Genomic DNA, 18,835 nt, shown 5'->3' on the forward strand with positions numbered 1-18,835 from the left:
ATTCAGCCGGTCAGACCGCGGCGTCGCAGCAGCGGCTCGATCGCGGCGTCGCGTCCGCGGAAGTCGCGATACGCCTCGAGTGGATCCTTGGCGCCGCCCACGCCCAGCAGTCGACGGCGGAACCGCTCGCCCGCAGTCCGATCGAGGCCGCCGTTGTTCCCGAACCACTCCACCGTGTCCGCGTCGAGCACCTCGCTCCAGATGTATGAGTAGTAGCCGGCACTGTAGCCGCCGGAGAAGACGTGGGCGAAGTAGGTCGTGGAGTAGCGCGGGGGCACGGCGGGCTCCGTGAGGCCGATGTCCTCCAGAGCCTGGCGTTCGAAGTCCGCGACGTCGATCTCTGCCGACGCGTCCTCGACGCTCAGCGAGTGCCAGGCCAGGTCGAGCCAGGCAGCCGCGAGGTACTCGCTCGTCGCGAACCCCTGGTCGAACGTCCCGGATGCGGAGAGCCGCTCGATCACCTCTGCGGCCAGGGGCTCATCGGTCTCGATGTGGCGGGCATAGTTCTCGACGACGCCGGGCGCGAGCATCCACATCTCATTGACCTGGCTCGGGAACTCGACGAAGTCGCGGAAGACTGCCGTCCCCGCGAAGTGGGGGTACCGCGTGCGGGCGAAGAGGCCGTGAAGCGCATGGCCGAACTCGTGGAAGAGAGTGGTCACCTCGTCCAGCGTCAGCAGCGTCGGCTGGCCCTGGCCCGGGTCGGACACGTTGAGGTTGTTCACCACGACGGGCGCTGACCGGCGCAGCTCGGACGGGGTCACGATGGAGTTCATCCACGCGCCGCCGCGCTTCGTGTCGCGCGTGTAGAGATCGAGGATGTAGAGCCCGAGACCCGTCCCGTCCTCTTCGAACACCTCGAAGACCCGCGCGCCGGGGTGGTACGCCACGAGGTCGTGTCGCTCGGTGAAGGTGATGCCGTAGAGCGCGGTGGCGGCGGCGAAGACGCCGTCGCGCAGCACGCGTTCGGCCTCGAACCAGGGGCGCAGTCCGGCCGTGTCGATATCCAGCTGCGTCGCGCGCACCTGCTCGGTCGCGAAGGCCCAATCGTGCGCTGCGAGGTCGGCGATGCCGGAGACCTCGGCGCGTTCCGCTTTCTCGGCGGCGGCATTGCGGGATGCCGGCACCGCCAGGCGTCGCAGCAACTCAGCGACGGCCTCGGGGGAGCCGGCGGTCTGATCGGCCGTGACGGCGGCCGCGTGCGTGGGAAAGCCGAGAAGCGCCGCGCGCTCCGCCCGGAGGCGAACGATCTCACGCACCGTTGCTCTGTTGTCGTTGTCGCCGCCTCGCCCGCCCCGGGCACGGGACGCAGTCATGATGCGCTCGCGCACGGAGCGGTCGGCGAGCGACGCCAGCCACGGGTGCCCCGTGAACAGCGGCAGCGTGATCAACCAGCCGTCCCCTCCGCGCTGTTCGGCGGCTCTCGCTGCTGCGGAGCGTTCGCCTGCGGCGAGCCCCTCCAGCTCCCGCTCGTCGCTCACCTGCACGGCGAGGTCATTCGTGTCGGCGAGCAGGTGCTTCTCGAACGTCGTGGTCAGTGTCGACAGTCGCGTGTTGATCTCGACGAGGCGCCGCTTGTGGTCGGGGGAGAGCCCGGCGCCTGCCAGGGTCAGTTCGCGGTAGGTGCGCGTGAGCAGTCGTAGCGACTCCGCATCCAGATCCAGCGTGTCGCGCACGTCGTGGAGCACGCTCACCCGGGCGTAGAGCCGCTCGTCGAGTCTGATGGCGTCGCCGTGAGCGGAGAGGAGGGGCGCGAGCTCCTCCTCGATCGCCTGGATGGCGGGAGTGGCGTCCGCCGAAGAGACGGTGAAGAACGTCCGGCTCACCCGGTCGAGCTTCTCGCCCGCGCGCTCGAGGGCGACGAGCGTGTTCTCGAACGTCGGGGGTGCCGTCTGGGACGCGATCCGCTCGACCTCCGCACGGTGCTCACGAAACGCTTCGTCGAACGCGGGCAGGTAGTGCTCGGGCTCGATCGCGGCGTAGTCGGGAAGCGCGTACGGGAGGACGGACGGGGAGAGCAGCGGATTGACGGACGCCATCCGCTCAGACTATCGGCGCTCCGGATGAGAGCCGACAGGCGAACTCAGGCGAACTCGTCGTCGACGTCGTGGCGGACGACCGCGTTCCCGTCGGCATCCAGCGACACGATGACGCCCGTGTCGAGCTCCGCGACGGGCCGTCCCTCAAGCCACGTCAGCGTCCATCGCGGCGTCGGCTGCGACGTCCACTGCGACTCGGTGATGGCCGACTCGACGGCGGCGATCTGCTCACGGAGCGAGGCGGGAACCGAGGCGGGCGGCTCCGTCCGGGCGCTCCAACGCGTGCCGAGCTGCATGTCAGACCTCCTGTGGGGCGAACTCGATGTCGACGACCTGGACGGCCTCGGCCTCGACGATAGCGAGATCGGCGATGCGGCCCACGGCCTTGAGGTCGCCCTCGGCAGTCGCGAGGGAGGCGGCGATCGCCGCCGGTGCTCCGAGGGTCAGGCGTGCGATCGGCGTCTTCTGCGAGGCCTTCGCCTCGGTCTTGGCCCGCCGGATCGCGATGAGCGCGGAACTCGCCGCAGTGAGGACCGCGGGGTCGCCGGCATCGGCTTCGCTGTCGTTCGGATTCAGCGGTTCGGGCCACGGGGCGGTGTGGACGGAGCCGTCCTCGAACCACGACCACGCCTCCTCCGTCGCGAAGGCGAGCACCGGGGCGAGCAGGCGCAGCAGCGTCGACAGCGCCGTGCGCAGCGCCAGCGCGGCCGACGCCTGTCCCACGTCGCCCTGATCGTACGCGCGCTCCTTCACGAGCTCGAGGTAGTCGTCGCAGAAGGTCCAGAAGAACGACTCGGTGATCTCCAGCGCCCGCGCGTGGTCGTAGGCCTCGAAGGCCGCCGTCGCGTCGCGCACGACGCGGTCGAGCGTGGCGAGCATCGCCGCATCCAGCGCATGGGTGACCTGGGCGCCTTCGGGCACAGGGAAGGACAGCACGAACTTCGCCGCGTTGAGCACCTTGATCGCCAGACGTCGGCCGATCTTGACCTGAGTGGGGTTCTGCGGGTCGAACGCGGCGTCGGCGCCGAGCCGACTCGATGCCGCCCAGTAGCGCACCGCGTCGGTGCCGTGCTGGTCGAGGATGTCGGCAGGCGTGACCACATTGCCCTTGGACTTCGACATCTTCTTGCGGTCGGGGTCGACGATGAAGCCACTGATGGCCGCATCCGTCCACGGTGCGCGGTCGTCCTCGAGGGCGGAGCGCACCATCGTGGAGAACAGCCAGGTGCGGATGATGTCCTGGCCCTGCGGGCGCACATCGAACGGTGCGACGAGGTTCCACAGCTCCTCGTCGCGCTGCCAGCCCCCGGCCAGTTGCGGCGTGAGAGACGATGTCGCCCACGTGTCGAAGATGTCCTTCTCGCCCTCGAAACCCCCGGGGACCCCGCGCCGCGACTCGTCGTAGCCGGGGGCGGTGTCGGTGGTCGGGTCGACAGGGAGGGATGCGACGTCGGCGGTGATGACGCCGCCCTCGACCCGCTCGCCGTTCTCGTCCAGGGGGTACCAGACCGGGATCGGAACACCGAAGAAGCGCTGGCGGCTGATGAGCCAGTCGCCGGTGAGCCCGTTGGTCCAGTTCTCGTAGCGCACGCGCATGAAGTCGGGGTGCCACTGCATCCCTGCTCCGAGGGCGAGCAGCTTCTCACGGAAGGCTTCGTCGCGGGCGCCGTTGCGCAGGTACCACTGGCGCGTCGAGACGATCTCGAGGGCGCGATCACCCTTCTCGTAGAACTTCACCGGGTGGTTGAAGGGCTTGGACACCTCGAGGAGTTCGCCGGAGGCTTCCAGCAGCTCGACCATCTTCTTCTTCGCGCTGAAGACGGTGAGCCCCGCTAGCTCCGCGTACGCAGCCTTCGCCGCATCCGTCTCGAGTGCGGCAGGCGCGTCGGGGAGGATGCGGCCGTCCTTGCCGAGGATGGTGCGGTTCGGCAGATCCAGCTCACGCCACCAGATGATGTCGGTGACGTCGCCGAAGGTGCAGACCATCGCGATGCCCGAGCCCTTGTCCTGCTGCGCGAGGGGGTGCGCGAGCACCGGCACCTCCACGCCGAACACGGGCGTGCGCACGGTGTGACCGAAGTACGCCTGGTATCGCTCGTCGTTCGGGTTGGCGACGAGGGCGACGCACGCCGCGAGCAGTTCAGGGCGGGTCGTTTCGATGTGGATGTCGCCCGAGCCGTCGGTCTTGTGGAACGCGAGGCGATGGTAGGACGCCTGCTGTTCGCGGTCCTCCAGCTCGGCCTGAGCGATGGCGGAGCGGAAGTCGATGTCCCACAGTGTCGGCGCGAGCGCCTGGTACGCCTCGCCGCGCTCCAGGTTGCGCAGGAACGCCAGCTGGCTCGTGCGGATCGTGTCGTTCGAGATCGTGCGGTACGTCTGGGTCCAGTCGACCGACAGTCCGAGCTGGCGGAAGACGGCCTCGAACGCCTTCTCGTCCTCGAGCGTCAGCTCTTCGCAGAGGTCGATGAAGTTGCGGCGGCTGATCGGCACCTGGTCGGCCGGCTTCAGGCTCTTCGCGTCGCCGCGGAACGGGGGAGTGAAGTCGGGGTCGTAGGCCAGCGAGGTGTCGCAGCGCACGCCGTAGTAGTTCTGCACGCGGCGCTCGGTCGGCAGCCCGTTGTCGTCCCAGCCCATGGGGTAGAAGACCGTCTTGCCACGCATCCGCTCGAAGCGCACCTTCACGTCGGTGTGCGTGTAGCTGAACACGTGGCCGATGTGCAGCGAGCCGGATGCGGTCGGCGGGGGCGTGTCGACGGAGAAGACGCCGCCGCGGCCGGAGGTCTTCGCGGCCTCGCGATCGAAGAGATAGGTGCCCTCGGCGGACCAGGCCTGGTCCCACTTGGCTTCGAGGCCCTCGAGTGCGGGCTTGTCGGGAATGGCCATGGGTGTCTCCTCGATATGTACGGCACCGTGTGTGCGTGCCTGAGTGTGGGGTGTGGCAAGTCTACCGGGACGCCGACGTGCCGCATCCGAGGAGGGATGCGGCACGTCGCGGCTGGGAGCACTGAGTCGTGGATCAGGCGCGATCGTGGAGGGTAATCCGGTATCCGTCCGGGTCGGCGAAGGTGAAGGTGAGTCCGAACGGGCCTTCGGTGGGCGCGGAGACGATGGTGTGTCCCGCGGCGACCAGACCGTCGTGGATGTGCTGGACGTCGGTGGCGTGCATCCAGAGGGCTGTGCCGATGCCTGGCTGATCGACGCCGGCGAGGTCCGTGTCGGGAAGGAGGTCTCGCAGCGCGAACGCGATCGGTGTGGTCGTGAACACCACAGCGTGCGGTGGGCCGGCAGGGGAGCGCACGAGTCCGAGGTGGGTCTCGTAGAAGGCCTGCGATGCGTCGAGATCGCGCACCTGGAGGGAGATGAAGTCGGGGCCGGTGACGGGCATGGGAGCTCCTTGCTCTATGTCAGATAACTGACACAGAATCTATGTCAGAATACTGACATGAGTCAAGCCGGTGCGCAGATCGACCTGGACACCTCCCTGGGCTACCTCGTCAAGCAGGCGGCGAGCGCGCTGCGCGTCGCGATGGAGGATGTGCTCCGGCCGCTCGGCATGACGATCACGCACTACTCCTGCCTGGAACTGCTCGCGCAGCGGCCCGGCTCGACGAACTCGGAGCTGGCGCGCGGCACGTTCGTGACGCGTCAGTCGATGAACGTGTTGCTGCAGGCCCTCGAGCGCGACGGCGAGGTCGTCCGCCCCGCCGATGCCGCCGTCGGCAAGGCTCTTCCCACGCGGCTGACCCCGTTGGGGCGGCGGCGCCTCGATGAGGCCAGCGCCGCGGTGCGGTCCGTCGAGGCGCGGATGCTTTCAGGGCTCAGTGGCACCGAGCAGTCCGCCGCTTTCGCCGCACTGACGAGCATGGTGCGCTCTCTGCGCAGCTCGCCCTCACCTTCCGCCTAGCGCGCCGCGGTCCATTCGGCGCGATCGATCGCGAAGCCGAGGTGCGGCATGTCTGCGCCGCGGTAGTGCGTCGTGAAGGCGCGGCGCACCCGCATCCCGAGTCGGATGGCGACGTTCATGGACGCGATGTTCGTGCTGCGCACCTTCGCCCAGACAGCATCGACGCCGAGCTCGTCGAAGGCCCAGTCGCGGCAGGCGGATGCGGCCTCCACGGCGAAGCCCCGATGCCACTGGTCGCGGCGGAGGAGGTAGCCCACCTCGTGCACCTCGTCGGCTTCGATCCGCTGCAGGGTGATGCCGGCCTGGCCGATCATGTCGCCCGCGTGTACGACGGCCCAGAGGCCGAAACCGTCCTCGGCGTAGCGCCGCAACTGCCCGGCGAGCCACGCACGGATCTCTTCCTCGTCGAAGGCGCCCTCATAAGCGGTCATCGTGATCTCATCGCCCAGGATCGCCCGCAGTGCGGGAAGGTCCTCGTCCGTCATCCGGCGCAGCGTCAGGCGATCGGTGGCGATCTGCATGCATCCATCTTCGTCGACCTGGATCCACCTCTCAGCGCGCTAGAATCGCAGGTACACGCACAGATCCGGCCATCACCGGGGAGCACTCGGAAGAACAGCGTTCGCGCCCAGTAGAACCGAGCGGGGCAGGCCCGTCATCGCCGCAGTGAAAGTGGTCGGAGGTGGTTTTCTCCGGCAAGCAGGGTGGTACCGCGGCCTCGGTCGTCCCGGCAGGAAGAGTTCTTCGACCCCTGCGAGATGACGATGACTTACCCCCGTTCCTCGGCCTTCGGGCCCGCTGCCGACGTCACGCCGAGCCCGCGCTTTCCCGAGATCGAGCGTGAGGTGCTCGACTTCTGGTCCGCGGACGACACCTTCCGCGCATCCATCGCTCAGCGTGAGGGCGCCGACGAGTGGGTCTTCTACGACGGGCCTCCCTTCGCCAACGGTCTCCCGCACTACGGTCACCTGCTCACCGGGTACGCCAAGGACCTCTTCCCGCGCTTCCAGACCATGCGAGGCAAGAAGGTCGACCGCGTCTTCGGCTGGGACACCCACGGACTCCCCGCCGAGCTCGAGGCGATGAAGCAGCTCGGCATCACCGAGAAGGACGAGATCGAGCGCATGGGAGTCGCGACCTTCAACGCGAAGGCCCGTGAGTCCGTCCTGGCCTACACGCACGAGTGGGAGGACTACGTCACCCGCCAGGCGCGATGGGTGGACTTCGAGCGCGGGTACAAGACGCTCGACACCGGGTACATGGAGTCCGTCCTCTGGGCGTTCAAGAGCCTGTGGGACAAGGGGCTCGCCTATGAGGGCTACCGTGTGCTGCCCTACTGCTGGCGCGATGAGACGCCGCTGTCGAGCCACGAGCTGCGCATGGACGACGACGTCTACAAGATGCGCCAGGACCCCTCCGTCACCGTCACGTTCCCGCTCATCGGCGCGAAGGCCGAGGCTCTGGGACTCACCGGGGTGCGGGCACTCGCGTGGACGACGACGCCGTGGACGCTTCCCACCAACCTCGCGCTCGCGGTCGGACCCGCCATCGAGTACGCCGTGCTGCCCGCCGGTCCCGCGGGCGCCGCCGATGTCCACCGGGCACCCGACGGAACGCCCGACGACGCTCTCGAGACCAGCGCGCACCGCTATCTGCTCGCCGCGGACCTCGTGGGTGCCCACGCGAAGGATCTCGGCTACGACTCGGCGGATGCGGCGCGCGACGCCGTGGAGCGCCGGATCGTCGGCGCGGAGCTGGCGGGCGTGTCGTACGACCGCCTGTTCGACTACTACGCGGACGCCGAGACGTGGGGCACCGAGGACGCCTGGCGCATCCTCGTCGACGACTACGTCACGACCACCGACGGCACCGGCATCGTCCACCAGGCACCGGCCTACGGCGAGGACGACAAGCGCCTCGCGGATGCGGCGGGCCTGCCGACGATCGTGAGCCTCGACGACGGAGGGCGATTCCTGCCGCAGGTCGCCGACGTCGCCGGTGAGCTGTGGCTCGATGCCAACCGTCCCCTCATCCGACTCCTGCGTCAGGAGGGGCGTCTGCTGCGCGAGGCCAGCTACGAGCACTCCTACCCGCACTGCTGGCGATGCCGGAACCCCCTGATCTACAAGGCCGTGTCGAGCTGGTTCGTGCGCGTCACCGACATCAAGGAACGCCTGGTCGAGCTCAACGAGCAGATCACCTGGGCTCCCGAGAACGTCAAGCACGGACAGTTCGGCAAGTGGGTCGAAGGAGCGCGCGACTGGTCGATCAGCCGCAACCGCTACTGGGGTTCGCCCATCCCGGTGTGGAAGAGCGATGACCCCGCCTACCCGCGCATCGACGTGTACGGCTCGTTCGAGGAGATCGAGCGCGACTTCGGCCGCCTGCCACGCGACCCCGAGGGCAACGTCGACCTGCATCGTCCCTACATCGACGAGCTGACCAGGCCCAACCCGGACGACCCCACGGGCGCCTCCACCATGCGGCGCATCGAGGATGTCTTCGATGTGTGGTTCGACTCGGGCTCGATGCCCTACGCCCAGGTGCACTACCCGTTCGAGAACCGCGAATGGTTCGATACCCACGCACCCGCCGACTTCATCGTCGAGTACATCGGGCAGACGCGCGGCTGGTTCTACGTCATGCACGTGCTCTCGGGCGCGCTCTTCGACCGGCCGGCGTTCACCGGTGTCTCCTGCCACGGCATCGTTCTCGGAAGCGACGGACAGAAGATGTCGAAGTCGCTGCGCAACTATCCGGACGTCAGCGAGGTCTTCGACCGCGACGGCTCCGACGCCATGCGATGGTTCCTCATGTCGAGCTCCGTCCTGCGCGGCGGCAACCTCGTGGTCACCGAAGAGGGCATCCGCGCGGGCGTCCGCGAGTTCCTGCTGCCGCTGTGGAACACGTGGTATTTCTTCTCCACCTACGCCAATGCCGCCGGCGGACCCGACGGGTCCGGGTATGAGGCAACGTGGCGAACCGACTCGACCGATGTCCTCGACCGCTACATCCTCGCCCTCACGGGCGATCTCGTGCGCGACGTGGCCGCCGATCTCGAGGTGCTCGACTCGACGACGGCGGCCGCACGCCTGCGCGACTTCGCCGAGGTGCTGACGAACTGGTACATCCGTCGCTCGCGCGACCGTTTCTGGGTCGGTGTCGGAGACGATGCCCGCTCAAAGGAGGCCTTCGACACGCTCTACACGGTGCTGGAGACGCTCACCCGAGTGGCGGCACCGCTCATCCCGCTGGTCGCCGAACGCGTCTGGCAGGGGCTGACGGGCGGTCGCAGCGTGCACCTGACCGACTGGCCCGACGCATCCGCTTTCGCCGACGCCGCCGACATCCGCGAGGCGATGGATGCGGTGCGCGAGGTCTCTTCGGTCGCCAACGCGCTGCGCAAGCGCGAGGGCAAGCGCGTGCGGCTGCCGCTGCCGTTGCTGACCGTGGTGGTTCCCCACGCGGGCGCTCTCGGGCAGTTCGACGATATCCTGCGCGACGAGCTCAACGTGAAGGCGATCGAACTGGTCGATCTCGGCGAGCACACCGCGGCGGAGTACGGCATCACGCACCGCCTCACGGTCAACGCGCGCGCCGCTGGTCCACGGCTCGGAAAGCTCGTGCAGCAGGTCATCCGTGCCGCGAAGGAGGGCGACTGGTCCGAGCGTGACGGCGTCGTGACGGCGGGCGGCATCGCCCTCGAGCCCGCGGAGTACGACCTCGTCTTCGAGACCAGCGGGCGCCCGGACGGCGAGGCGCTGGCAGTCCTGGGCGGAGGCGGCTTCGTGCTGCTGGCGACCGCGACGACGCCCGCCCTCGAGGCCGAAGGTCTGGCACGCGACGTGATCCGCGCCGTGCAGGACACCCGCAAGGCCGCGGGCTTCGAGGTCAGCGACCGCATCCGGCTCGTTCTGACGTTCGCGGATGCCGCGGACGCGGACGCGGTCGCGTCGGCGTTCGATGCGGCGGATGTCGCGGGGGAGACCCTGGCTCTCCAGGCGCTGGTGACGAGCACCGACGGAACTGAGCGCGTGCGACGAGCCGTCGACGGCCACGATGTCGAGTACACGGGGGAGTTCGCCGCGGGAGCGTACGCGAACGCGGGGGCGTTCACCGTGGGCGTCGCACGAGTGGAGGTCGCACGATGAGCGGAACCGAGAACGAGCGCAACCGAGCGGACGCGGTGTACGCGGCGCTGCTCGAGCGGCAGGGCGAGCAGTGGGTGCAGCCGCGTATCGAGCGCACCCGGCGCGTGCTCGAGCTGCTGGACGACCCGCAGCGCACCTATCGCGTCGTTCACGTGACGGGCACGAACGGGAAGACGTCCACGAGCCGGCTGATCGAGAGCCTGTTGCGCACCATGGGGCTGCGCACCGGCCTGTTCACGAGCCCGCATCTGGAGCGTTTCACCGAACGCATCATGGTCGACGGCGAACCGATCGCGGATGCCGCGGTCGTCGAGGCGTGGGAGGAGATCCTCCCGTTCGTCGAGCTGGTGGATGCGGAGCTGATCGCCGAGGGCGGCGCCCGGCTCACCTTCTTCGAGGTGCTCACGGTGCTGGCGTTCGTGGCATTCTCCGATGCTCCCGTCGATGTCGCCGTCATCGAGGTCGGCATGGGCGGCGAGTGGGACTCGACGAACACCGCCGACGGCGACGTCGCAGTCATCGCCCCGGTCGGCATGGATCACGCCGACCGTCTCGGCGACACGATCGAGAAGATCGCCCGGGTGAAGGCGGGCATCATCAAGCAGGACGCCGCGGTCGTCTCCGCCGCGCAGGAGCCGGAGGTCGATCGCGTGCTGCGCGCGGCGGCAGCCGCTCGGGGAGCCACGATCGCGGTCGAGGGCACCGACTTCGCGCTGCGGTCCTATCGACTCGCCGTCGGGGGACAGCTCCTGGACGTGCAGGGGCTGGCCGGTGAATACGCGGAGCTGTATCTGCCGCTCTACGGAGAGCACCAGGGTCGCAACGCCGCCCTGGCGATCGCGGCCGTCGAGTCGCTCATCGGCGCGGGCTCGCAGGCGCTCGCTCCCGATGTCGTCACGGACGGCCTCGGCCAGGCGACCTCGCCGGGGCGCCTCCAGCTGGTGGGTGCGCATCCGACGGTCGTCGTCGATGCGGCGCACAATCCGCACGGAGCCACGGCTCTCGTGGAGGCACTGCGCGGAGCGTTCGACTTCGACGAGTGGGGCATCGTGCTCGGAGTGCTCGGTGACAAGGACGCGCAGGGGATCGTCGCGGCGCTCGCACCCGTGGCCGCCCACGTGTTCGCCACCGCTCCCGATTCGGAGAGGGCCAACGACGCCGACACGATCGCGGACCTCGTCGAGGCGCAGGGCCTGCGCGTGACCGTCCACACCGACCTCGCAGACGCGGCCGAGGCGGCTCGGGAGTGGGCCGCCGCATCCGATCGACGCGCCGTGGTCATCGCCGGATCCGTCGTGCTGGCGGGAGAGGCGCTCGCCCTCGCAGAGGCCGAGGCATGGAAGGACGGGTGGTCGGCGTGAGCGGGAAGCGTCCGCCGCGGGTGCGGCGTCAGCGCGGCGCGCAGGAATCGCTCGCGCAGGTCGTGCTCGGTTTCGAGACGATCGTCGTCTTTCTCGCGTGGCTCGTGATCTACGGCCTGAAGTCCACTCCCGACGGTGTCGAACCGTGGTGGGCGATCGTGGTGGGGTCCGTCTTCGCCGTCGTGATGATCGCCGCGAGCGGCGTCGTGCGCTGGCGATGGGGGATCGCGCTGGGATGGGCGCTGCAGGTGCTCCTGGCCGCCTCGGCGATCCTCGAGCCCGCCATTCTGCTCGTCGCGTTCATTTTCGGTGGCATGTGGGCATATGCGACGATCAAGGGAGCATCGCTGGACCGCCGCAACGCGCGTCTGGCCGCCGCATCCGCGACTGCGAACGGAGACTGACCCACCATGGCCATCGAAGAAACCCTCGTCCTCGTCAAGCCGGACGGTGTGGCCCGCGGGCTCACCGGCGCCATCCTCGCCCGTATCGAGGCGAAGGGCTACGCGCTCGTCGACCTACGTCTGGTCGAGCCCGACCGTGGGCGCCTCGAGCAGCACTACGCCGAACACGAAGGCAAGCCCTTCTACGAGCCCCTCGTCGAGTTCATGATGTCGGGCCCGTCGGTGGCGATCCGCCTCGCCGGAGACCGTGTCATCGAGGGGTTCCGTTCCCTCGCCGGCACCACCGACCCCACCACTGCGGCTCCCGGTACGATCCGCGGCGATTTCGGTCGCGACTGGGGGCTCAAGGTGCAGCAGAACCTGGTGCACGGCAGCGACAGCCCCGAGTCCGCCGCGCGTGAGCTCGGCATCTGGTTCGGCTGACCCGCCCTTCCACGACGAAGCCCGCCCCTCGAGCGAGTGGCGGGCTTCGTCGTGGAAGGACTCAGCCGATGATGCTGTTCACCTTGTCCCAGTCCAGCACGATTCCCAGGGGTCCGTCGCTCGCGCTCACACGCGCCGGTGCTCCGAGGGACTGCGCGGGGCCGTCCAGGTCCACGAAGGCACTGTCGTCCGCGTTGCGCAAGGAGAAGTCGAGCTTGTCTCCGCCGAGCGTGTTGTTGGCTCGGATGATCTGGAGCATCTCCCTGAGGTCGTCCGGTGACACATCGTCGCGCGAGGACGTCCCGCCGACATTGAGCACGACCGCGAAGCCATCGGTGCTCCGACTCGCCCACACGTCGGAGAGACCGAGGTCGGCGGACTCCAGTGCCGCCGGAATCTTCTCCTCGTACGACGAATCGGGCGGCGGTGCCGCGAAGCATCCCGACAGAGCTGCCGGAACAGCGACGACCGCGGCCATGGCCGCCGTCACGCGGCGCAGAAACCTCGAGCGCATGGCGCCCCCCTCTCAGTGCCGTCCGACCGGTCGACGATGGTGAACAGGATCATCGGCCCTCGGAAGCGGTGAACATGCTGTGCTCGACCACCTCTCCCGTGAGCAGGTCGAGTCCCGGAGGCGTGGTGCCGTAGATCTCCCGGTACTGCGCCTCCCATGCGGCCACGGAGTTGGTGTAGTTGTCGTTGTTGTGCGCCTCGACCGGGTTGCTCATCGGGGGCAGGATCACGCGGTTGACATTCGTCCCCGTCGCGCCGGAGACGTTGCCGTCGAGCATCGGCACCGCGTCGTTGGCGTGCTGGAACGCATAGACGGGGATGTTCGGCGGAATGTTGAACGTGTCGATCGGAGAACCGTTGGTCACGACGCCGACCGTGTTGTACGGGAAGGTCGGGTCCGAGGCGAGGTTGGCCGCCATGATCCCGCCCTGGCTGAATCCGGTGAGCACGACGTCGTCTCCGGGGGAGATGCCCGCGTCCTTCATCGCTTCCAGCACCGCCCGCTCGTAGACGGTCTTGAACGCCGGATTGTCCATCATCAGGGCGACATTCGAGTCGCGATCGTTGAGCGCGCCCGTGTCTCCCATCAGCTGCCAGTCCTGCGTGGAGGGCAGTGAGACGACCCAGTGCTCCTTGCCGTCCGGGCCGACCACGCGCTTGATGTCGATGACGGACGCGTCCTCGCCGCCCATGCGGTCGGTGGTGCCATTGACCGACACGAGGTCGGAGAGGGAGTCCAGACTCCTGACCCCCTGGGCCTCCTCCCACGCCTTGCGCTGCTCCTCCGTCATGTTCGCCGGATCGAGCTCCTCCACGTCGGCGTCCTTCTGCAGGAAGTTCTCGCCGGCGCCGCCCAGGATGGAGCCGACCAGGTTTCCGGTGAGCGGACCGAGGGGGCCGAATGCCGTGCCCAGTACGGAGCCGATCGTGCCGCCGATGGCCGGCAGCATCTGCGCGATGATCTCCTGCAGTTCGGCGAGTGCTTCCGCGACGAGCGGCATCAGACGCTGGATGAGCGACGCGAGCGCGAAGAGGGCCTCGAGCAGGTCGTTGACCAGGCGGGATCCCGCCTGGACCAGTTCGTACGCCGACTCTGCGAAGTTCTTGATCCGGTCGGCAGCCTCGAACGGGTTGAGCGTGAACGAGAACAGCTCGTCGGCGAAACGCGAGAGGCGCACCAGCAGGTCGCACACGAACGAGCGCGTCGCATCGACGATGCGGGCGGCGAGCCGCAGCGCGCCCGCAGTGGCGGAGGTCCATTCCGCCGCGTCGGTCGCGATGACGGAGAGATCCTCGTATCGCTCACGGAGCGCACGCACGGTCCGGCCGTCCAACTCGGCCAGCGCGTTCCGCGCGCTCGTGAACTGCGGCGCGAGCTGCGCGAGCTCGTTTGCGGAGTCCTCCCACGTCGCGGCGAAGCCGGCCACCTCGGCGGAATTACCCAAGAGCTGGTCGAACAGCTCCTCAGCGGCTGGACGTACTGCAGCAGGAGCCCCGCGAAGCCGGGGATCTGCGCGCACGCGTCGCCTCCGGGGCCGGATGCGGGAACTCCGCCCGCCCAGCTGCCGCTGCGGATCTCTCCGGCGATCGCTGCGGCGCCGCTCACGACTCGTCTCCCTTGTTGAATGCGTCGACGGCGTCCTCTTCGAGCGCCGAGAAGGCCTTGAGTGCCGTCTCAGCGCCGTCGGCCATCTTGTCGGTGAGTTCGCGAGCGCTGTTCAGCAACTCGCGGGAACGGCCGGCGAGCGCTTGCACGGCGGGCACGAGGATGCCCTGACTCAGCAGGCCGAATGCGTCGCCGGACAACGGCGCGTCGACCGCGCCGGACACCGTGGAGAACGTGCTCGATGCCTCGCGAAGGGTGGTCACCTGCGACTTGAGGATCTCGCCGTCGAGGACGATGCGCTGGTTCGCCGCCCCGCTCACGATGCCGCTCCCAGAGCCCGCGCGCTCTCGAGGTCGATCTGCGAATAGCCGTCTGCGAGGGCCGAGAGTGCGGCGCAGATCTTGCGCACCGCCTCGGTTCGGCTTTCGAGCGCGTCCGAGAAACGCAGGCGCGACGCGTCGAATGCGATCTGCGCCTCGCCTGACCATTCGGCGCGAAGCGTCTTCGCCTCCTCATCGAGCCGTTCGAGGATGTCGTCGATCGCCTGGGCCGCGGTCCGGATGTTGGTGGCCGCGTCTGCGAGGCGCACAGGGGTGACGGTCAGTCGATCCAGCATCGTGTCACCGCAGTTCCGTGCCGGCGCCGAACTGGGCCTGCACCTGCTCGCGTGTCTGTGCGACGACGGGGGAGTCGGCGCCGAGCGACTCGGCCATGCGGTTCAATGCGACCTCCGCCGCGGCGCGCTGCGCCTCACGAACGGTGTCGGTCACGAGACGCGACAGCGTTCTGGCATCCAGATCGAATGCTTCGGCCGCGATGTCGATCTGTTCGATCGCACCGCCGGCGCGGGCTGTGACGGTGACCTCGCGGCCGACCGAATTGATGCTGGCCCGCGCGTCGCGGACGTCGTCGGCCATACGGGCCGCGTCGTGGGCCGCGGTGCGCGCCCGTTCGGTCTGTGTGATGACGCGCATCCGTGCCGCTTCGAGCGCGGCCAGGCTGTCTGCTTCCAGTGACATCGAGTTCCCTCCCCTGACTCGCCATCACGATAGCGAGCGGGAGAAGTTCGTCGGGAACCCTTGTGGACAGCGCCCCGATCAGACAAGCGTGGCGAGCACGTGGAGGCGCGTCTCGGCCAGCACCGCGATGACCGCGTACGCGACGACCGCCATGAGCGGTACCCAGGCGGCGAGGGAGCCCGCGATCTGCCGGATCCGGTCGCTGACCGGCACGGCACCGTTGCGCAGCACGTGCAGAGTGACGGCGAAGAACGAGGGGATCGTCACCGACCACGTGACCATGCACCAGGGGCAGAGGGTGCCGAGCGCGAAGATGCTCTGCCCGATGAGCCAGCACACGAAGGCGAAGGCGAAGGCCATGCCCGCCCAGAAGGTCAACCAGAACCAGCGATTGAAGCGAGCGCCCGCGAGGAGCGCCGCACCGACGACGACGGGTGCGGCCCAGCCGGTGAGGCCCAGGATCGGGTTCGGGAATCCGAACACGCTGCCCTGCCACGACTGCAGGTTGGCGGTGCACTGGACGAGCACGCTGAAATCGCAGGATGCGGTGGCGTTCGGGTCGGCGAGAAGGTGGAAGCGCTCGATCGTGAGCGAGAACGCCGCGATCCAGCCGACGACTCCGGCGACCATGAGCCAGACGGCCAGAGCGATCGGGCGTGCGGGAGCCGGGGAGTCGGACATGTTCGGATTATGACACCGCCTTCTCATGCGCGCGCTGAGGGTCGCGACGGGCCGGACCTCGCGCCTGACGCGGATCGGCGCCGGAAGTGCGATAATGGCTGTCGATGCCCTGTGCGGCCGCGCTGCGCGGGGCATCGACGCAGACTTCGGGCAATGACCGCCCGCGCAGCCCGTGCCGTGTGCCGGCTGCAGACCGAATGAGCCGACGGCACCGCTGGTGCGGCGCCGCACGAGATTTTGCCGGGCGACGCGCGGTGTCGCCCCGGTGAGGAGTACGCCGGTGAAGGCCGATGACGCAAACCAGTCCGATGATCGCAACGAGCAGGGCGAAGCGCAGCTGACGTTCCCCGGGGACGAGGCCGCTGCCGCGGTCGAGGAGTCCCTGCTCGGCGAAGCCGCTGCTTCCGTCGAGGGTGAAGAGGCGACCGAGGGTGCAATGGCGGGTGACGCCGCGGCGGAGCCCGCGCTCGCAGAGCCCTCCCAGACGCCCGACTCTCCCGTAGATGAGTCGCTGTCGGTCGAAGAAAGCCCCCTGGCGCCCGAGGACGCTCAGTCTGTCGCCGATTCCGCGGAGGAACCGGCTGCCGAGGCGTCCGCATCCGCCGAGGAGGCTGTCTCCACCGAGGAGCCGGCCGCCGTTCTCGAGGAGACGTCGGAGGCGTCTGAGGAGAAGCCGGGTCCCGTCACAGCGGTCTCACTGGGACTGCTGCCCGAGGTCTTCGTCTCGGCCGTGTCCACCCAGCTGCACTTCTACGCCCCCGAGGTCGTGCCCCTGCCGGCCCTCCCGGAGCCGGAGGATGAGGACACGCCGTCGTCGTCGAGCCGCCGCCGTGGTCGGCGACGCGGCTCGGAGCGCGACGACTCTGACAGCGGACAGCCCGCTCGCCCGCCGCGTCAGCGGGCCGTCGAGGTCATCACCGAGCCGCAGCGCATCAAGGGCTCGACCCGACTCGAGGCCAAGAAGCAGCGCCGTCGCGACGGTCGTGACGCCGGACGGCGCCGCCCTGTCGTGACGGAGGCGGAGTTCCTCGCGCGCCGTGAGGCCGTCGACCGGGTGATGGTCGTCCGCTCGAAGAACGGCCGCATCCAGATCGCCGTGCTCGAGGACAACGTGCTCGTCGAGCATTACGTGGCGCGCAATCAGGACGCTTCTCTCATCGGCAACGTCTATCTCGGTCGCGTGCAGAACGTGCTGCCCAGCATGGAGGCGGCCTTCGTCGACATCGGCCGCGGCCGCAACGCCGTGCTCTATTCGGGTGAGGTCGACTGGGATGCGGTGGAGACCGGCAACCAGCCGCGACGCATCGAGCTCGCGCTCAAGAGCGGTGACAAGGTGCTGGTGCAGGTCACCAAGGACCCCGTGGGGCACAAGGGCGCGCGCCTGACGAGTCAGATCTCACTGCCCGGTCGGTACCTCGTGTACGTCCCCGGCGGTGCGATGAACGGCATCTCCCGCAAGCTCCCCGACACCGAGCGCGCACGCCTCAAGCGCATCCTCAAGGAGGTGCTCCCCGAGTCCGCCGGTGTCATCGTGCGCACTGCGGCCGAGGGGGCGACCGAGGAGCAGCTGACGCGCGACGTGCAGCGTCTCACCGCGCAGTGGGAGCACATCAGCCGCCAGAACGAGTCCGTCCAGGCGCCCGCCCTGCTGCACTCCGAGCCGGACCTGCTCGTGAAGATCGTGCGCGACGTGTTCAACGAGGACTTCACGAAGATGCTCATCCAGGGCGAGGAGGCGCAGCACACGATCGAGGGGTACCTCGAGGCCGTGGCGCCCGACCTGCTGGAGCGCGTCGAGCGTTACGAGGGCGGGGGAGACCCGTTCGACGACTTCCGCGTCACCGAGCAGATCGAGAAGGCCCTCGACCGGAAGGTCTGGCTGCCCTCCGGCGGTTCGCTCGTCATCGACCGCACCGAGGCGATGACGGTTGTCGACGTCAACACCGGGAAGTTCGTCGGATCCGGCGGAAACCTCGAGGAGACGGTCACCAAGAACAACCTCGAGGCCGCGGAGGAGATCGTCCGGCAGCTGCGCCTGCGCGACATCGGCGGCATCATCGTCGTCGACTTCATCGACATGGTGCTCGAGTCCAACCGCGACCTCGTGCTGCGCCGGCTCATCGAATGCCTGAGCCGCGACCGCACGAAGCACCAGGTCGCCGAGGTCACCTCGCTCGGTCTCGTGCAGATGACCCGCAAGAAGCTGGGTCTCGGCCTGCTCGAGACCTTCAGCGAGGCCTGCGAGGTCTGCGCCGGGCGTGGGGTCATCGTGCACCACGACCCGGTCGTGAAGCACCGCGGAGGTGCCGGCAACGGCAACGGCAACAGCAACGGCGGCAACACCAACGGCAACGGCCGTCGCTCGCGGCAGAACACGCCGCCGCCGGCCCCGGCGGGTCAGGCGCACGTCATCACCGCAGGGGTGAAGTCGGCTCTGGCTCAGATCGCCGCATCCACGATCCACCCGGGTTCCGAGGAGGCGATGGTCTCCGACGTCGAGGTCTCGGTCGCATCGGTCGAGGTCGTCGAGCAGGTGGAGGAGCGTCCTCGCGCAAAGCGCAAGAAGCCGCGCCACGACGCCAAGCCCAAGTCGGAGAAGGAGCTGCTGCTGGACTCCGTCCTGGACGCGCTACCCGAGCCGAAGGCTCCGGGACAGGGGCGCGGGCGTCGCCGCGTGACGACCGCCGCGCTCACCGGCACTCCGGTCGTCCACGTTCCCGACGGCGAGTGACCC

Annotated in this window: 17 protein-coding genes; 6 read left to right on the plus strand and 11 right to left on the minus strand. The window is 68.8% G+C overall.

Annotated features, from left to right (window positions below; genetic code table 11):
* Positions 1-2 precede the first annotated feature (2 nt).
* The 4 genes from AC1VNH_RS01160 to AC1VNH_RS01175 all read right to left on the minus strand — a co-directional run bounded on the left by AC1VNH_RS01160 (position 3) and on the right by AC1VNH_RS01175 (position 5,424).
* On the minus strand, positions 3-2,039 hold the full coding sequence (locus tag AC1VNH_RS01160; protein WP_483109530.1) for a M3 family metallopeptidase: 2,037 nt from the start codon (positions 2,037-2,039) through the stop codon (positions 3-5).
* 44 nt (positions 2,040-2,083) lie between these two features.
* On the minus strand, positions 2,084-2,335 hold the full coding sequence (locus AC1VNH_RS01165; protein WP_483109531.1) for a hypothetical protein: 252 nt from the start codon (positions 2,333-2,335) through the stop codon (positions 2,084-2,086).
* A gap of 1 nt (position 2,336) precedes the next feature.
* Positions 2,337-4,922, minus strand: a complete 2,586-nt coding sequence (gene valS / locus AC1VNH_RS01170) for a valine--tRNA ligase (protein WP_483109532.1) — start codon at positions 4,920-4,922, stop codon at positions 2,337-2,339.
* Between the two features lie 133 nt (positions 4,923-5,055).
* Positions 5,056-5,424, minus strand: a complete 369-nt coding sequence (locus AC1VNH_RS01175) for a VOC family protein (RefSeq protein WP_483109533.1) — start codon at positions 5,422-5,424, stop codon at positions 5,056-5,058.
* Between the two features lie 57 nt (positions 5,425-5,481).
* On the opposite strand from AC1VNH_RS01175, the gene AC1VNH_RS01180 reads away from it, so the two are divergent.
* Positions 5,482-5,943: a MarR family winged helix-turn-helix transcriptional regulator gene (locus tag AC1VNH_RS01180; RefSeq protein WP_483109534.1), complete on the plus strand. Its 462-nt coding sequence runs from the start codon at positions 5,482-5,484 to the stop codon at positions 5,941-5,943.
* Here the strand turns inward: AC1VNH_RS01180 and AC1VNH_RS01185 are convergent.
* Positions 5,940-6,464 (minus strand): GNAT family N-acetyltransferase, encoded by a 525-nt coding sequence (locus tag AC1VNH_RS01185; RefSeq protein WP_483109535.1) that lies wholly within the window; start codon positions 6,462-6,464, stop codon positions 5,940-5,942. The genes AC1VNH_RS01180 and AC1VNH_RS01185 overlap by 4 nt on opposite strands.
* A 243-nt stretch (positions 6,465-6,707) precedes the next feature.
* Between AC1VNH_RS01185 and ileS the strand changes: the two genes are divergently transcribed.
* Genes ileS through ndk form a run of 4 tightly spaced genes read left to right on the plus strand, consistent with a single transcriptional unit; the run spans position 6,708 to position 12,282 of the window.
* Entirely contained in the window at positions 6,708-10,094 is a 3,387-nt protein-coding gene (ileS, locus tag AC1VNH_RS01190; protein ID WP_483109536.1) for an isoleucine--tRNA ligase, read from the plus strand.
* A complete protein-coding gene (locus AC1VNH_RS01195; RefSeq protein ID WP_483109537.1) occupies positions 10,091-11,455 on the plus strand; it encodes a bifunctional folylpolyglutamate synthase/dihydrofolate synthase in 1,365 nt (454 codons plus the stop codon). The genes ileS and AC1VNH_RS01195 overlap by 4 nt, the downstream gene beginning before the upstream one ends.
* Complete coding sequence (locus tag AC1VNH_RS01200) at positions 11,452-11,859, plus strand: DUF4233 domain-containing protein (protein ID WP_137416790.1); 408 nt, start codon at positions 11,452-11,454, stop codon at positions 11,857-11,859. Before AC1VNH_RS01195 ends, AC1VNH_RS01200 begins: the two co-directional genes overlap by 4 nt.
* Positions 11,860-11,865: 6 nt before the next feature.
* Positions 11,866-12,282 carry a nucleoside-diphosphate kinase gene (ndk, locus tag AC1VNH_RS01205; RefSeq protein ID WP_243228034.1) on the plus strand — a complete coding sequence of 139 codons (417 nt, stop codon included), beginning with the start codon at positions 11,866-11,868 and terminating at the stop codon, positions 12,280-12,282.
* Positions 12,283-12,343: 61 nt separating this feature from the next.
* Here ndk and AC1VNH_RS01210 read toward each other — a convergent pair whose 3' ends face one another.
* The 6 genes from AC1VNH_RS01210 to AC1VNH_RS01235 form a co-directional block, all read right to left on the minus strand.
* The gene (locus AC1VNH_RS01210; protein WP_483109538.1) at positions 12,344-12,796 is read right to left on the minus strand and encodes a hypothetical protein; all 453 of its coding nucleotides are present in this window, start codon (positions 12,794-12,796) and stop codon (positions 12,344-12,346) included.
* 49 nt (positions 12,797-12,845) lie between these two features.
* Positions 12,846-14,240 (minus strand): alpha/beta hydrolase family protein, encoded by a 1,395-nt coding sequence (locus tag AC1VNH_RS01215; protein ID WP_483109539.1) that lies wholly within the window; start codon positions 14,238-14,240, stop codon positions 12,846-12,848.
* Between the two features lie 157 nt (positions 14,241-14,397).
* A complete protein-coding gene (locus tag AC1VNH_RS01220; protein ID WP_307318567.1) occupies positions 14,398-14,721 on the minus strand; it encodes a hypothetical protein in 324 nt (107 codons plus the stop codon).
* Positions 14,718-15,017: a WXG100 family type VII secretion target gene (locus tag AC1VNH_RS01225; RefSeq protein ID WP_483109540.1), complete on the minus strand. Its 300-nt coding sequence runs from the start codon at positions 15,015-15,017 to the stop codon at positions 14,718-14,720. The genes AC1VNH_RS01220 and AC1VNH_RS01225 overlap by 4 nt, the downstream gene beginning before the upstream one ends.
* Positions 15,018-15,021: 4 nt before the next feature.
* Positions 15,022-15,420: a YbaB/EbfC family nucleoid-associated protein gene (locus AC1VNH_RS01230; protein WP_483109541.1), complete on the minus strand. Its 399-nt coding sequence runs from the start codon at positions 15,418-15,420 to the stop codon at positions 15,022-15,024.
* Between the two features lie 78 nt (positions 15,421-15,498).
* Positions 15,499-16,101 carry a vitamin K epoxide reductase family protein gene (locus AC1VNH_RS01235; protein WP_483109542.1) on the minus strand — a complete coding sequence of 201 codons (603 nt, stop codon included), beginning with the start codon at positions 16,099-16,101 and terminating at the stop codon, positions 15,499-15,501.
* A 436-nt stretch (positions 16,102-16,537) separates the two neighbouring features.
* Here AC1VNH_RS01235 and AC1VNH_RS01240 point away from each other — a divergent pair, with 436 nt between their 5' ends.
* Positions 16,538-18,832, plus strand: a complete 2,295-nt coding sequence (locus AC1VNH_RS01240) for an Rne/Rng family ribonuclease (protein WP_483112670.1) — start codon at positions 16,538-16,540, stop codon at positions 18,830-18,832.
* Positions 18,833-18,835: the final 3 nt, after the last annotated feature.

This window comes from Microbacterium sp. KU4F (genome assembly GCF_056868075.1).